This window comes from Paraoerskovia marina (assembly GCF_900105445.1).
Classification (GTDB): Bacteria; Actinomycetota; Actinomycetes; order Actinomycetales; family Cellulomonadaceae; genus Paraoerskovia; species Paraoerskovia marina.
In genome coordinates this window covers 1,865,925-1,877,567 of the sequence record NZ_LT629776.1, presented here as the reverse complement: position 1 = coordinate 1,877,567, position 11,643 = coordinate 1,865,925, and the positions used below count along the sequence as shown (strand labels likewise).

Sequence of the window (11,643 nt, the reverse complement as noted above, 5' to 3'; positions counted from 1 at the left end):
CTGGTCAGAGGCATCCGCACTGCGAGATGAGACGCGCTTCACGCGGGCGGGAGCAACCCCACCACGGCATCCCAGATCCCGTCGGCCACGTCCCGCTTGGTGCCGCTCGAGTGCCCGACGACGACGCCGTCGGGGTCGACGATCGTCACGGTGTTGTCCGCGACCCCGAAGCCCTGGTGCGCACCGACCTCGTTCACCGCGAGCAGGTCCGCACCCTTGCGTCGAGCCTTGGCGCGCCCGTGGTCGATCACCGAGCCGTTCTCGTCGCCGGTCTCGGCGGCGAACCCGACCACGATCTGCCCGGCGCGGGCGCGGTCGCGGGCCAGGCCCGCGAGGATGTCGGGGTTCTCCACGAGCTCGATCGCGGCCGGCGCCTGCCCCGCGACCTTCTTGATCTTCGTCTCGGGGGTCCGGGCGGGCCGGAAGTCGGCGACGGCGGCCGCCATCACCACGACGTCGGCGTCGCGTGCAGCGTCCCGGACGGCGGTCTCGAGCTCGAGCGCCGACCCGACGCGGACGATCTGCCCGACGTCCGACGGATGCACCGGGAGCTCGACGTTGGCGGCGACCAGCGTGACGACGGCACCACGGGCCGTCGCAGCCCGGGCGAGCTCGACACCTTGGCGTCCGCTCGACCGGTTTCCGAGGAACCGGACCGGGTCGATCGGCTCGCGAGTGCCTCCGGCCGAGACCACGACATGGCGACCGGCGAGATCGCCGGGGGCGCGTACCGCCGACAGCGCGGCCGTGAGGATCTCCTCCGGCTCCGGCAGCCTGCCCGGCCCGGTGTCCGTACCCGTCAGGCGCCCCGACGCCGGCTCGACCACGGTGACACCCCGGGAACGGAGCGTCTCGACGTTCGCGACGGTCGCCGGGTGCTCCCACATCTCGGTGTGCATCGCCGGCGCCATCACGACGGGACAGCGCGCCGTGAGCAGGGCGGACGTCAGGAGGTCGTCGGCGCGACCATGAGCTGCCCGGGCCAGGAGGTCCGCGGTGGCAGGGGCCACGACGACGAGGTCGGCCTCCTGGCCGAGGGCGACGTGCGGCACGTGCTCGACGTCCTCGAAGACGGCCGCGGTCGCGGGTTCGCCGGACAGGGCCTCCCACGTCGGTGCCCCCACGAACCGCAGAGCGGCCTCGGTGGGGATCACGCGGACGCGGTGGCCCTGTTCACGCAGAAGACGCAGCAGGAGCACGGCCTTGTAGGCCGCGATCCCCCCGCTGACGCCGAGGAGGACGCGCATCGACGATCAGGAGGCGGCGGGCTCGGGCTCCGACGGCGTGATCGTGAGCAGCCCCTGGTCGATCTCACGCATGGCGATCGAGAGCGGCTTCTCCTGGTTGCGCGTCTCGACGAGCGGGCCGACGTTCTCGAGGAGGCCCTCGTTGAGCTGCGAGTAGTACGCGTTGATCTGACGGGCGCGCTTGGCCGCGTAGATGACGAGCGCGTACTTCGAGTCGGCACGCTCGAGGAGCTTGTCGATGGGCGGGTCGGTGATGCCCTCGGGGGCAGCGATGGTTCCGGACACAGTGGGCTCCGTGGGTTGGCTCGTCCTGCGGTGGTCCCGCAGCTGGCACCCGCGCTGGGCGCGGGACGTCGTCAATATTCTAGTCGCTGCTGTCCAGTCGACCGGCCGAGACGGGGTCGATCCCCATCACACGGACGAGCTCGTCCGTGGCGCGGTGAACGTCGTCGTTCACGATCACGACGTCGAACTCCGGTTCCGCGGCCAGCTCGACCCGCGCGGTCTCCAGCCGCCGTTCGCGCTCCTCCGGCCCCTCGGTCCCCCGCCCGACCAGGCGTCGTTCGAGCTCCTCCCACGACGGCGGGGCGAGGAAGACGAAGCGTGCGTCGGGCATCGACTCTCGGACCTGTCGGGCTCCCTGCAGGTCGATCTCCAGCAGCGCGCTGACCCCGTCGGCCAGTCGCTGCTCGACCGCGGCCCGGGGGGTGCCGTACCGGTTGCGCCCGTGGACCACGGCCCACTCGAGCATCTGCCCGTCGGCGACGAGTGCGTCGAACTCCTCCGGGGAGACGAAGTGGTAGTGCACCCCCTCCACCTCCCCCGGGCGGGGCGGACGCGTCGTCGTCGAGACGGACAACCAGACGTCGGGGTAGCGCTCGCGCACGTCGGCGGAGACGGTGCCCTTGCCCACGGCGGTGGGTCCGGCAAGTACGGTCAGTCGGGCAGGACGGGGTTCCGCGGGAACCCCGGTGGATGCAGCGGAAATCTCAGCCAAACCTCTCGATGAGGGCGGCGGACTGGTGCGGTCCCAGTCCCCGCACGCGACGGGTCTCGGCAATGCCGATCTCCTCCATGATCGCACGGGCCTTGACCTTGCCCACGCCTGGCAACGCCTCGAGCAGCGCCGACACCTTCAGCTTGCCGACGACGTCGTCCTTCTGGCCCAGCTCGACGACCTCTCGCAAGGAGCCCTGCGAGTACTTCAGGCGGTTCTTGATCTCGGCCCGCACACGGCGCGCCTCGGCAGCCTTCTCCAGCGCTGCCGTGCGCTGTTCGGGCGTCAGGTTCGGAAGTGCCACGCAAGTCACCTTCTCGGTCGATGCGGAGTCCCGCACATGCGGTCGGGGTCACACCCCGTGGACCGAAAGTAACGAGCACGCACAGATGTGGCAACGGCAACGCGCCGAGGACGACCACGCAGGTCAGGCCCTCAGAGCACCACGTGCCTCGTCGGCCGCCGTACGCGCCGCGTCGGGCAGGCCGTCCGGTCCGGCACCGAGCACGGCACGTGACGTCGACGCCAGCACCCGCGGGCGTGCCGCTCCGAAGACCTTCGCGAGCTCCGCCGCGCCGGCGCCCTGGGCACCGAGCCCAGGAGCGAGCAACGGACCGTTGACCGCCTCGAGATCCGTGCCCGTCTCGCGCACCGCGTCCCCGACGGTCGCCCCGACCACGAGCCCGACCGAGCCCATCGGGTCCGCACCTGCGTTGAGGACGGCCGCCTGGGCCGCGACGGACGCGGCGACGCTCGCCCCGTCGGATCCGACGGCGTGCTGGACCTCGTGCCCCTCCTTGTTGGACGTGAGGCAGAGGACGAAGATCCCCCGTCCGGTACGCGCCGCCAGATCCGCCGCGGGGCTCAGCGAACCGAACCCGAGATAGGGCGAGACGGTGACCGCGTCGCCGGCCAGCGGTGAGCCGTCGGACAGGAACGCGTCGGCGTAGCCGGCCATCGTCGAGCCGATGTCGCCCCGCTTGGCGTCGACGATCGTGAGCGTGCCTGCCGCGCGAGCGGCCGAGACGACGTCCTCGAGAACCGCCATGCCGGCGGCCCCGTGCCGCTCGAAGAGCGCCGACTGCGGTTTGAGGGCAGCCACCCGTCCGCCGAGCACGTCGACGACACGCAGCGCGAACTCCCGGAGCCCGCCCACGTCGTCGGGAAGACCCCACGACGCGAGGAGCCCCGGGTGCGGGTCGATCCCCACGCACAACGGACCGTGCTCGTCCATCGCGGCGGCGAGTCGAGCCCCGAACGCCGCGGTCATCGGGCGTTCGCCCGCGCGTCGTGCTCCTGAAGGCTGGACACGTCGAACGGACCCTCGAGGACCGCCTCGATGCCCTGCACGGCCGCGGCCAGCTGCTGGACGGTGGTGACGATCGTCTTGTCGGCCGCCGTCGTGGCCGCACGGATCTCGTAGCCGTCGGCACGGGCGCCCTGACCCGACGGGCTGTTGACCACGAGGTCCACCTTGCCGTCCGTGATCAGGTCCACGATCGTGGGCTCCCCGTCCGGTCCCCGACCGTCGGAGTTCTTGCGCACCGTCGTGACGCTGATGCCGTTGCGCCGCAGGACGTTCGCGGTTCCCGTCGTCGCCAGGATGTCGAAACCGAGCTCGGCGAGCCGCTTGATCGGGAAGATGATCGCGCGCTTGTCACGGTCCGCCGTCGAGACGAAGACGGAGCCCGACGTCGGAAGACCACCGAAGGCGGCCGCCTGGGACTTCGCGAAGGCGCGCGGGAAGTCCGCGTCGAACCCCATGACCTCGCCGGTCGAGCGCATCTCCGGTCCGAGCAGGGTGTCGACGACGGTGCCGTCGTCGGTACGGAACCGCTTGAAGGGCAGGACCGCCTCCTTGACGGCGATCGGGGCGTCGAGGTCGAGATCGCCACCGTCACCGGCCGCGGGCAGCACACCCTGGGCGCGGAGCTCGGCGATCGTCGAGCCCGTCATGATCAGCGACGCGGCCTTGGCCAGCGGGGTGCCGGTCGCCTTCGAGACGAACGGGACCGTCCGCGACGCGCGGGGGTTCGCCTCGAGGACGTAGAGCACGTCCGAGACGAGCGCGAACTGGATGTTGAGCAGACCGCGCACACCGACCCCGGCGGCGATCGCCTCGGTCGACCGACGGATCCGTGCGATCTCGGACTCGCTGAGCGTGACCGGCGGGAGGACGCACGCCGAGTCGCCGGAGTGGATGCCGGCCTCCTCGATGTGCTCCATGACGCCGCCCAGGTACAGGTCCGTCCCGTCGTACAGCGCGTCGACGTCGATCTCCATCGCGTCGTCGAGGAAGCGGTCGATCAGCAACGGCGCGGGCAGGCCGGCGCTCGCGCGGGCGACCTCGCCGGCCGCCTCGAGCGCACGCTCGACGTAGCCGGTCAGCTGCTCGCGCGAGTAGACGATCTCCATCCCGCGACCACCGAGGACGTACGACGGGCGGACGAGCACCGGGTAGCCGATCCTCTCGGCCGTCTCCTGCGCCTCCGTCAGAGACAGGGCGGTGCCGAACTGCGGTGCCGGCAGCCCCGCGGCCTCGAGGACCCGGCCGAAGGCTCCCCGGTCCTCGGCCATGTCGATGGCCTCGGGGCTCGTGCCCAGGATCGGCAGGCCGGCGTCGGCCAGTCGCTGCGCCAGGCCGAGCGGGGTCTGCCCGCCCAGCTGGACGATGATCCCCTCGACAGGGCCCGCGGCGAGCTCGGACTCGTACACCGCGAGGACGTCCTCGAACGTCAGCGGCTCGAAGTAGAGCCGGTCGGAGGTGTCGTAGTCGGTCGAGACCGTCTCCGGGTTGCAGTTCACCATCACGGTCTCGAACCGGTCCCGCAGCGCGAGGGTCGCGTGGACGCACGAGTAGTCGAACTCGATGCCCTGACCGATCCGGTTCGGGCCGGAGCCCAGGATGATCACCGCGGGGCGCTCGCGCGGCGCGACCTCGGACTCGTCGTCGTAGGTCGAGTAGAAGTACGGCGTCGCGGCGGCGAACTCGGCCGCGCACGTGTCGACGGTCTTGTACACGGGCCGGACGCCGAGTGCCTTGCGGACCTCGCGGACGGTCGACTCCGACATGTTCCGCAGCGCGGCGATCTGCGCGTCGGAGAGTCCGTGACGCTTCGCCCGGTGCAGGAGCGTCGACGTCAGCGCATCCGCACCGGCCACCTCGGCCGCGACCTCGTTGACGAGCTGGATCTGGTCCAGGTACCACGGGTCGATCTTCGTGGCCTCGAAGACCTGCTCCAGCGTGGCGCCGGAACGCAGCGCCTGCTGCACGCCGATGAGACGGTTCTCCGTCGGACGGGCGATCCTCACGAGCAGCGCGTCCAGGTCGGCACCGCCGAGCGGCTCTCCGTCCCAGTGGAAGACGGATCCCGACTTGTCGATCGAGCGCAGCGCCTTGCCCAGCGCCTCGGTGAAGTTTCGTCCGAGCGCCATCGCCTCGCCGACCGACTTCATGGTGGTCGAGAGCGTCGGGTCGGCCGCGGGGAACTTCTCGAACGCGAACCGCGGGACCTTCACCACGACGTAGTCGAGCGTGGGCTCGAACGACGCCGGGGTGACCTGCGTGATGTCGTTCGGGATCTCGTCGAGGGTGTACCCGACGGCGAGCTTGGCGGCGATCTTCGCGATCGGGAATCCGGTCGCCTTCGAGGCGAGGGCGGACGAGCGGGAGACGCGCGGGTTCATCTCGATGACGACCACACGACCGGTCTCGGGGTGCACGGCGTACTGGATGTTGCAGCCGCCCGTGTCGACACCGACCTCGCGGATGACGGCGATGCCGATGTCCCGGAGGTTCTGGAACTCACGGTCCGTCAGCGTCAGCGACGGGGCCACGGTGATCGAGTCACCGGTGTGCACGCCGACGGGATCGACGTTCTCGATCGAGCAGACCACCACGACGTTGTCGTGCTTGTCGCGCATGAGCTCGAGCTCGTACTCCTTCCACCCGAGGATCGACTCCTCGAGCAGGACCTCCGTGGTCGGCGAGTAGTGCAGACCGGCACCGACGATGCGGCGCAGGTCGCGCTCGTCGTACGCGATCCCGGAACCCAGCCCACCCATGGTGAACGACGGACGCACCACCATGGGGTATCCCAGGTCGTCCGCCGCCGCGATCGCCTCGTCGACGGTGTGGATGATGGCGCTCCGGGCGCTCTCTCCCCCGCACTTCTCGACGACGTCCTTGAACTGCTGGCGGTCCTCGCCCTTCTGGATGGCGGGGATGTTCGCACCGATGAGCTCGACGCCGTACTCGGCGAGCACGCCGGCGTTGTCCAGGTCGATCGCCGCGTTCAGCGCCGTCTGCCCGCCCAGCGTGGGCAGCAGCGCGTCCGGCCGCTCCTTCGCGATGATGGTGGTCAGGACCTCGGTCGTGATCGGCTCGACGTAGGTCGCGTCGGCGAACTCCGGGTCGGTCATGATCGTCGCCGGGTTCGAGTTCACGAGGATGACCCGGAGGCCCTCCTCCTTCAGGACGCGGCACGCCTGGGTGCCGGAGTAGTCGAACTCGCAGGCCTGGCCGATGACGATCGGGCCGGAGCCGATGACCAGGACACTCTTGAGATCAGTTCTGCGCGGCATCGGAGGCCTCCTTCTGGGTCGTCATGAGCTCGACGAAGCGGTCGAACAGGTAGGCGGCGTCGTGCGGGCCCGCCGCGGCCTCCGGGTGGTACTGCACGGAGAACGCCGGGAGGTCGAGGCACTCGAGCCCCTCGACGACCTGGTCGTTCAGTCCGACGTGGGACACGACGACGCGGCCGTACCGTCCGCCGTCGTGCGGTGCGGTGGACTCACCCTCGAGCGGGGCGTCGACGGCGAAGCCGTGGTTGTGCGCCGTCACCTCGACCTTGCCCGTGCGGCGGTCCATCACCGGCTGGTTGATGCCGCGGTGGCCGTACCCGAGCTTGTACGTGCCGTACCCGAGGGCGCGGCCGAGGATCTGGTTGCCGAAGCAGATCCCGAAGTACGGGATGCGGCGGTCCAGGACCGACCGGAGCAGGTCGACCTCGACGGTCGCCGCTCCCGGGTCGCCAGGACCGTTGGAGAAGAAGACGCCGTCCGGGGCGAGGGCGACGATCTCGTCGATCGTCGTGGTGCTCGGCACGACGTGGACCCGGAGCCCGCGCTCGGCGAGCCGCTGCGGCGTCATCGACTTGATGCCGAGGTCGACGGCGACGACCGTGGCGGTCGCCTCGTCGACGCCCTGCGGCTCGACCGTGTAGGCCTCGGAGACGCTGACCTCCTTCGCCAGGTCGGCCCCCGCCATGCGCGGAGCAGCCTTGACCTCGGCGACCAGGTCCGCCGTCGGGCGACGGACCCCGTCGTTCTCGAGCGATTCGCCCGAGAAGATCCCGGCCCGCATCGTGCCGAGCTCCCGCAGATGACGCGTGAGGGCGCGCGTATCGATGTCGCTGATCCCGACGACGTCCTGGGACTCCAGGTCCTCGTCGAGGGTCCGTGTGGCGCGCCAGTTCGAGGCCCGCCGCGCGGGGTCGCGGACGACGAAGCCGCTGACCCAGATCTGCTGGGACTCGTCGTCGTCGTCGTTGACCCCCGTGTTTCCGATGTGCGGGGCGGTCATGACGACGATCTGCCGGTGGTACGACGGGTCGGTCAGCGTCTCCTGGTACCCGGTCATGCCGGTGTTGAAGACGATCTCGCCGACGGTCGTGCCGCGGGCGCCGTACGCGCGCCCGACGACGGTCCGGCCGTCCTCGAGGACGAGCACGGCCTCGTCCGTCGTGGCTGGTGCGCGCAGCGGCGCGGTGGGTGCGATGCTCACGAGGTTTCCTCCCCGTCGATGGTGGATGGGACGAGTGCGTCGATCGCGGCGATGAGCTGCTCGCGATCGCTCGTTCGTCGCACGTGCAGGCCTGTGTCCAGGGTGATGCTGTCGTTCGGTGCGGTCGCGGGCGCCTTCCAGGTGAGCACGACGATGGTGCCCGTCCCGAGCTGCTTGCCCACCATTCCGTTGGTGATGTGGACGCCCTCCAGCGCGGAGCGTCCGACGTAGAGCGGGGCGCTTCCCGACCGCTCGACGACGACGCCGTTCTCGTGGACGGTGGCCGTCCCCCGGGAGCGGTCCCCGAGGTGGTGGACACCGACCCGGGCGAGCGCCTCTCCTGCCAGGGTGGAGCTGACGTAGGTCACGTCGACGGCGCCGAGAACGATCTCGCCGAGGTCGTCGGGACGTCCCGGCAGGTCCCCGATCGTGTCGACGCCACGGCGCCGCATCCGCACGAACCCGCGGACCACCAGAGCGACGAGGACCAGACCGACGACGACCCAGATGGCGACGGCGACGGGTTGGGGCAGGTTCATGCGGTCACCTCCACCGGAGACCCGTCGAGCACCGTCGCGCGACCGCGCAGGAACGTCGCGACGACCCGCCCGGGGAGCTCCCGCCCGCGGAAGGGCGTGTTCGTGCTCGCCGTCGCCTGCTCCGCCCCGTCGACGACCCGGGTCGCCGCGGGGTCGACCAGCACGACGTTCGCCGGCTCGCCGACCGCGAGCGGTCGACCCTGCGCGCGGTCCCCGCTGTCGATCCGACCGATCCGGGCCGGTGCCGCGGAGAGCACCCGGGCGACGTCCGCCCAGTTCATACGCCCTGTGTCGACCATCGTCGCCTGCACGACGGACAGCGCGGTCTCGAGGCCGGTCATGCCGAAGGCGGCGGCGGCCCACTCGCAGTCCTTGTCCTCACGGGTGTGCGGGGCGTGGTCGGTCGCGACGATGTCGATCGTCCCGTCGGCGAGACCCGCGCGGACGGCCTCGACGTCCTCAGCCGTCCGCAGGGGCGGGTTGACCTTGAACGTCGGGTCGTAGTCGCGCGCCAGGTCGTCGGTCAGCAGGAGGTGGTGCGGCGTGACCTCGGCCGTGACGTCGACGCCGCGCTTCTTCGCCCACCGGACCAGGTCGACCGACCCTGCCGTGGAGAGGTGGCAGACGTGCAGACGGGAACCGACGTGCTCGGCCAGCAGCACGTCGCGGGCGATGATCGCCTCCTCCGCGACCGCGGGCCAGCCGGTGAGCCCGATCTCCGCCGAGACGACACCCTCGTTCATCTGGGCGCCCTCCGTGAGGCGCGGCTCCTGGGCGTGCTGGGCGACGACACCGTCGAACGCCTTGACGTACTCCAGGGCCCGTCGCATCAGGATCGGGTCGTGCACGCACTTGCCGTCGTCGGAGAAGACGCGGACACGCGCCGCCGAGTCGGCCATGGCGCCGAGCTCCGCGAGCTGCGTCCCGTCGAGGCCGACGCTGACGGCACCCACGGGGTGGACGTCCACCCAGCCGGCGTCGCGTCCGATCCGCCAGACCTGCTCGACGACGCCTGCCGTGTCCGCGACCGGCGTCGTGTTCGCCATGGCGTGGACGGCGGTGAAGCCGCCGGCTGCCGCTGCGCGCGTTCCCGAGGCGATCGTCTCGGCGTCCTCGCGGCCCGGCTCGCGCAGGTGCGTGTGCAGGTCGACGAGTCCGGGGAGGGCGACCAGACCGGTGGCGTCGACGACGGCCGCGCCCTCGTGCGACGCGGTCCCCTCGTCGAGGATCTCGGCGATGACGCCGTCGCGCAGCACCAGGTCGACGGGGTCGCCGCCCGTCGGCCGGGCGCCGCGGAGGATGGTCGTCGTGCTCATCAGAGTGTCGTCCCTTCGGAGTTGTCCCCCGACAGGAGGAGGTAGAGAACTGCCATGCGCACGGCCACGCCGTTGCCGACCTGCTCGACGATGACCGAACGCGGCGAGTCGGCCGCCTCGGCGGAGATCTCGAGCCCCCGGTTCATCGGTCCGGGGTGCATCACGATCGCGTGCGGGGCGAGGGTCGCCAGACGGCGCGGGTCTAGCCCGTACTTGCGGGTGTACTCGAGCGGGTTGGGGAAGAACGCTCCCCCGCCGCTGCCGCTCCCGCTCATCCGCTCCCGCTGCACGCGCAGCATCATGATCGCGTCGGGCGCGACGTCCCGGAGCGTGGCGTCGAGGTCGAACGACACGTCGCACGGCCACGTCTGGACGCCGACCGGGAGGAGCGTGGGCGGGGCGACCAGGGTCACGTGCGCGCCGAGCGTGGCCAGCAGGTGAACGTTCGACCGCGCGACGCGGGAGTGCAGGACGTCACCGACGATGGCGACACGCAGCCCGGCGAGGTCCGTGCCGTCGGCCACGTCGTCGTCCGGACGTGCCGCGCCTCCCGCAAGGTGCGTCGCAAGGTGGCGGCGCATCGTGAACGCGTCGAGGAGCGCCTGCGTGGGGTGCTGGTGCATGCCGTCACCCGCGTTGACGACGGCGGCGTCCAACCAGCCGGCGTTCGCCAGCAGGTGCGGAGCTCCCGAGGCCTGGTGCCGACACACCACGGCGTCGGCGCCCATCGCCTGCAGCGTCAGGGCGGTGTCCTTGAGGGACTCGCCCTTGGAGACGCTCGAGCCCTTGGCCGAGAAGTTGATCACGTCCGCCGAGAGCCGCTTCGCCGCGGTCTCGAACGAGATACGGGTCCGGGTGGAGTCCTCGTAGAAGAGGTTGACGACGGTCCGCCCCCGCAGCGTGGGGAGCTTCTTGATCTCGCGGCCCTGCGTCGCCGCCATCTGGGCGGCCGTGTCGAGGATGCGGACGGCCTCGTCGCGAGAGATGTCCTGGGTCGAGAGCAGATGTCTCATCGAGCACCCCCGGCGATGACGACGCAGTCCGCGTTGTCGCGGTCGGTCTCCGCAAGGCGCACGAGGACACGCTCGTCGGTGGCGGTCGGCAGGTTCTTGCCGACGAAGTCCGGCCGGATCGGCAGCTCGCGGTGCCCGCGGTCGACGAGGCAGGCGAGCTGCACCGCGCGGGGCCGACCTAGATCGACGATCGCGTCGAGGGCCGCGCGGATGGTCCGGCCCGAGTAGAGGACGTCGTCCACGAGGACGACGACCTTCCCGTCGATGCCGCCGGCGGGCACGTCCGTCCGCCCGATCGTCCGCGTGGGGTTGTTCCGCAGGTCGTCCCGGTACATCGTCACGTCGAGGCGGCCGACGAGGGTCGCGGGGTCTGCCTGCGGCTCGACCTCCGCGATTCGACGCGCCAGACGCTGTGCGAGCGGGACGCCGCGCGTCGGGATGCCGAGAAGAAGGACGTCGGCAGCGCCGCGGTTGCGCTCGAGGATCTCGTGGGCGATCCGGGTCAGTGCCCGGGAGATGTCGGCCTCGCCGAGGACGACCGTGCCCTCGGGGCGACCGGCGCTGCCCGGGGACGCGGGTGCGTTGTCTGCGGGCACAGGTGAGCGAGTCATTCTGGCTCCTTCCTCGCCTCACTGGACGAGTCTTAAAGGATCTCTGACACGCTCAGACTAGCGCGCCCGCCAGAGTGCTCCGCCCACGCATCCAGCATGCGGCGCGCGAGATGCGTCACAGACGGCGACGACCCC

Annotated in this window: 11 protein-coding genes; all 11 read right to left on the bottom strand. The window is 71.1% G+C overall.

Going from position 1 to position 11,643, the window contains the following annotated elements:
* Nucleotides 1-38: 38 nt before the first annotated feature.
* The 11 genes from coaBC to pyrR all read right to left on the bottom strand — a co-directional run bounded on the left by coaBC (nucleotide 39) and on the right by pyrR (nucleotide 11,508).
* Nucleotides 39-1,247: a bifunctional phosphopantothenoylcysteine decarboxylase/phosphopantothenate--cysteine ligase CoaBC gene (gene coaBC / locus BLU20_RS08400; protein ID WP_083372237.1), complete on the bottom strand. Its 1,209-nt coding sequence runs from the start codon at nucleotides 1,245-1,247 to the stop codon at nucleotides 39-41.
* A 6-nt stretch (nucleotides 1,248-1,253) separates the two neighbouring features.
* Entirely contained in the window at nucleotides 1,254-1,532 is a 279-nt protein-coding gene (gene rpoZ / locus BLU20_RS08395) for a DNA-directed RNA polymerase subunit omega (protein WP_029253435.1), read from the bottom strand.
* Nucleotides 1,533-1,611: 79 nt separating this feature from the next.
* On the bottom strand, nucleotides 1,612-2,244 hold the full coding sequence (gmk, locus tag BLU20_RS08390) for a guanylate kinase (protein WP_083372236.1): 633 nt from the start codon (nucleotides 2,242-2,244) through the stop codon (nucleotides 1,612-1,614).
* Nucleotides 2,237-2,548 (bottom strand): integration host factor, actinobacterial type, encoded by a 312-nt coding sequence (gene mihF / locus BLU20_RS08385; protein WP_029253437.1) that lies wholly within the window; start codon nucleotides 2,546-2,548, stop codon nucleotides 2,237-2,239. Before mihF ends, gmk begins: the two co-directional genes overlap by 8 nt.
* Nucleotides 2,549-2,671: 123 nt before the next feature.
* Nucleotides 2,672-3,514 carry an orotidine-5'-phosphate decarboxylase gene (gene pyrF, locus BLU20_RS08380; RefSeq protein ID WP_083372235.1) on the bottom strand — a complete coding sequence of 281 codons (843 nt, stop codon included), beginning with the start codon at nucleotides 3,512-3,514 and terminating at the stop codon, nucleotides 2,672-2,674.
* Complete coding sequence (carB, locus tag BLU20_RS08375) at nucleotides 3,511-6,828, bottom strand: carbamoyl-phosphate synthase large subunit (protein WP_083372234.1); 3,318 nt, start codon at nucleotides 6,826-6,828, stop codon at nucleotides 3,511-3,513. The genes pyrF and carB overlap by 4 nt, the downstream gene beginning before the upstream one ends.
* Nucleotides 6,812-8,029 (bottom strand): glutamine-hydrolyzing carbamoyl-phosphate synthase small subunit, encoded by a 1,218-nt coding sequence (gene carA, locus BLU20_RS08370; RefSeq protein ID WP_231959160.1) that lies wholly within the window; start codon nucleotides 8,027-8,029, stop codon nucleotides 6,812-6,814. The genes carB and carA overlap by 17 nt, the downstream gene beginning before the upstream one ends.
* Nucleotides 8,026-8,568, bottom strand: coding sequence for a PH-like domain-containing protein (locus tag BLU20_RS08365; RefSeq protein ID WP_052367093.1), 543 nt, complete (start codon nucleotides 8,566-8,568; stop codon nucleotides 8,026-8,028). The genes carA and BLU20_RS08365 overlap by 4 nt, the downstream gene beginning before the upstream one ends.
* Entirely contained in the window at nucleotides 8,565-9,884 is a 1,320-nt protein-coding gene (locus tag BLU20_RS08360; RefSeq protein ID WP_029253442.1) for a dihydroorotase, read from the bottom strand. The genes BLU20_RS08365 and BLU20_RS08360 overlap by 4 nt, the downstream gene beginning before the upstream one ends.
* A complete protein-coding gene (locus tag BLU20_RS08355) occupies nucleotides 9,884-10,897 on the bottom strand; it encodes an aspartate carbamoyltransferase catalytic subunit (RefSeq protein ID WP_083372233.1) in 1,014 nt (337 codons plus the stop codon). The genes BLU20_RS08360 and BLU20_RS08355 overlap by 1 nt, the downstream gene beginning before the upstream one ends.
* Nucleotides 10,894-11,508 carry a bifunctional pyr operon transcriptional regulator/uracil phosphoribosyltransferase PyrR gene (gene pyrR, locus BLU20_RS08350; RefSeq protein ID WP_083372232.1) on the bottom strand — a complete coding sequence of 205 codons (615 nt, stop codon included), beginning with the start codon at nucleotides 11,506-11,508 and terminating at the stop codon, nucleotides 10,894-10,896. Before pyrR ends, BLU20_RS08355 begins: the two co-directional genes overlap by 4 nt.
* Nucleotides 11,509-11,643: the final 135 nt, after the last annotated feature.

Bases quoted from the DNA above. Each gene is read 5' to 3' on its own strand.
- coaBC (WP_083372237.1), bottom strand. From the start codon at position 1,247: ATGCGCGTCCTCCTCGGCGTCAGCGGGGGGATCGCGGCCTACAAGGCC.
- carB (WP_083372234.1), bottom strand. From the start codon at position 6,828: ATGCCGCGCAGAACTGATCTCAAGAGTGTCCTGGTCATCGGCTCCGGC.
- BLU20_RS08355 (WP_083372233.1), bottom strand. From the start codon at position 10,897: ATGAGACATCTGCTCTCGACCCAGGACATCTCTCGCGACGAGGCCGTC.
- pyrF (WP_083372235.1), bottom strand. From the start codon at position 3,514: ATGACCGCGGCGTTCGGGGCTCGACTCGCCGCCGCGATGGACGAGCAC.
- BLU20_RS08360 (WP_029253442.1), bottom strand. From the start codon at position 9,884: ATGAGCACGACGACCATCCTCCGCGGCGCCCGGCCGACGGGCGGCGAC.
- BLU20_RS08365 (WP_052367093.1), bottom strand. From the start codon at position 8,568: ATGAACCTGCCCCAACCCGTCGCCGTCGCCATCTGGGTCGTCGTCGGT.
- pyrR (WP_083372232.1), bottom strand. From the start codon at position 11,508: ATGACTCGCTCACCTGTGCCCGCAGACAACGCACCCGCGTCCCCGGGC.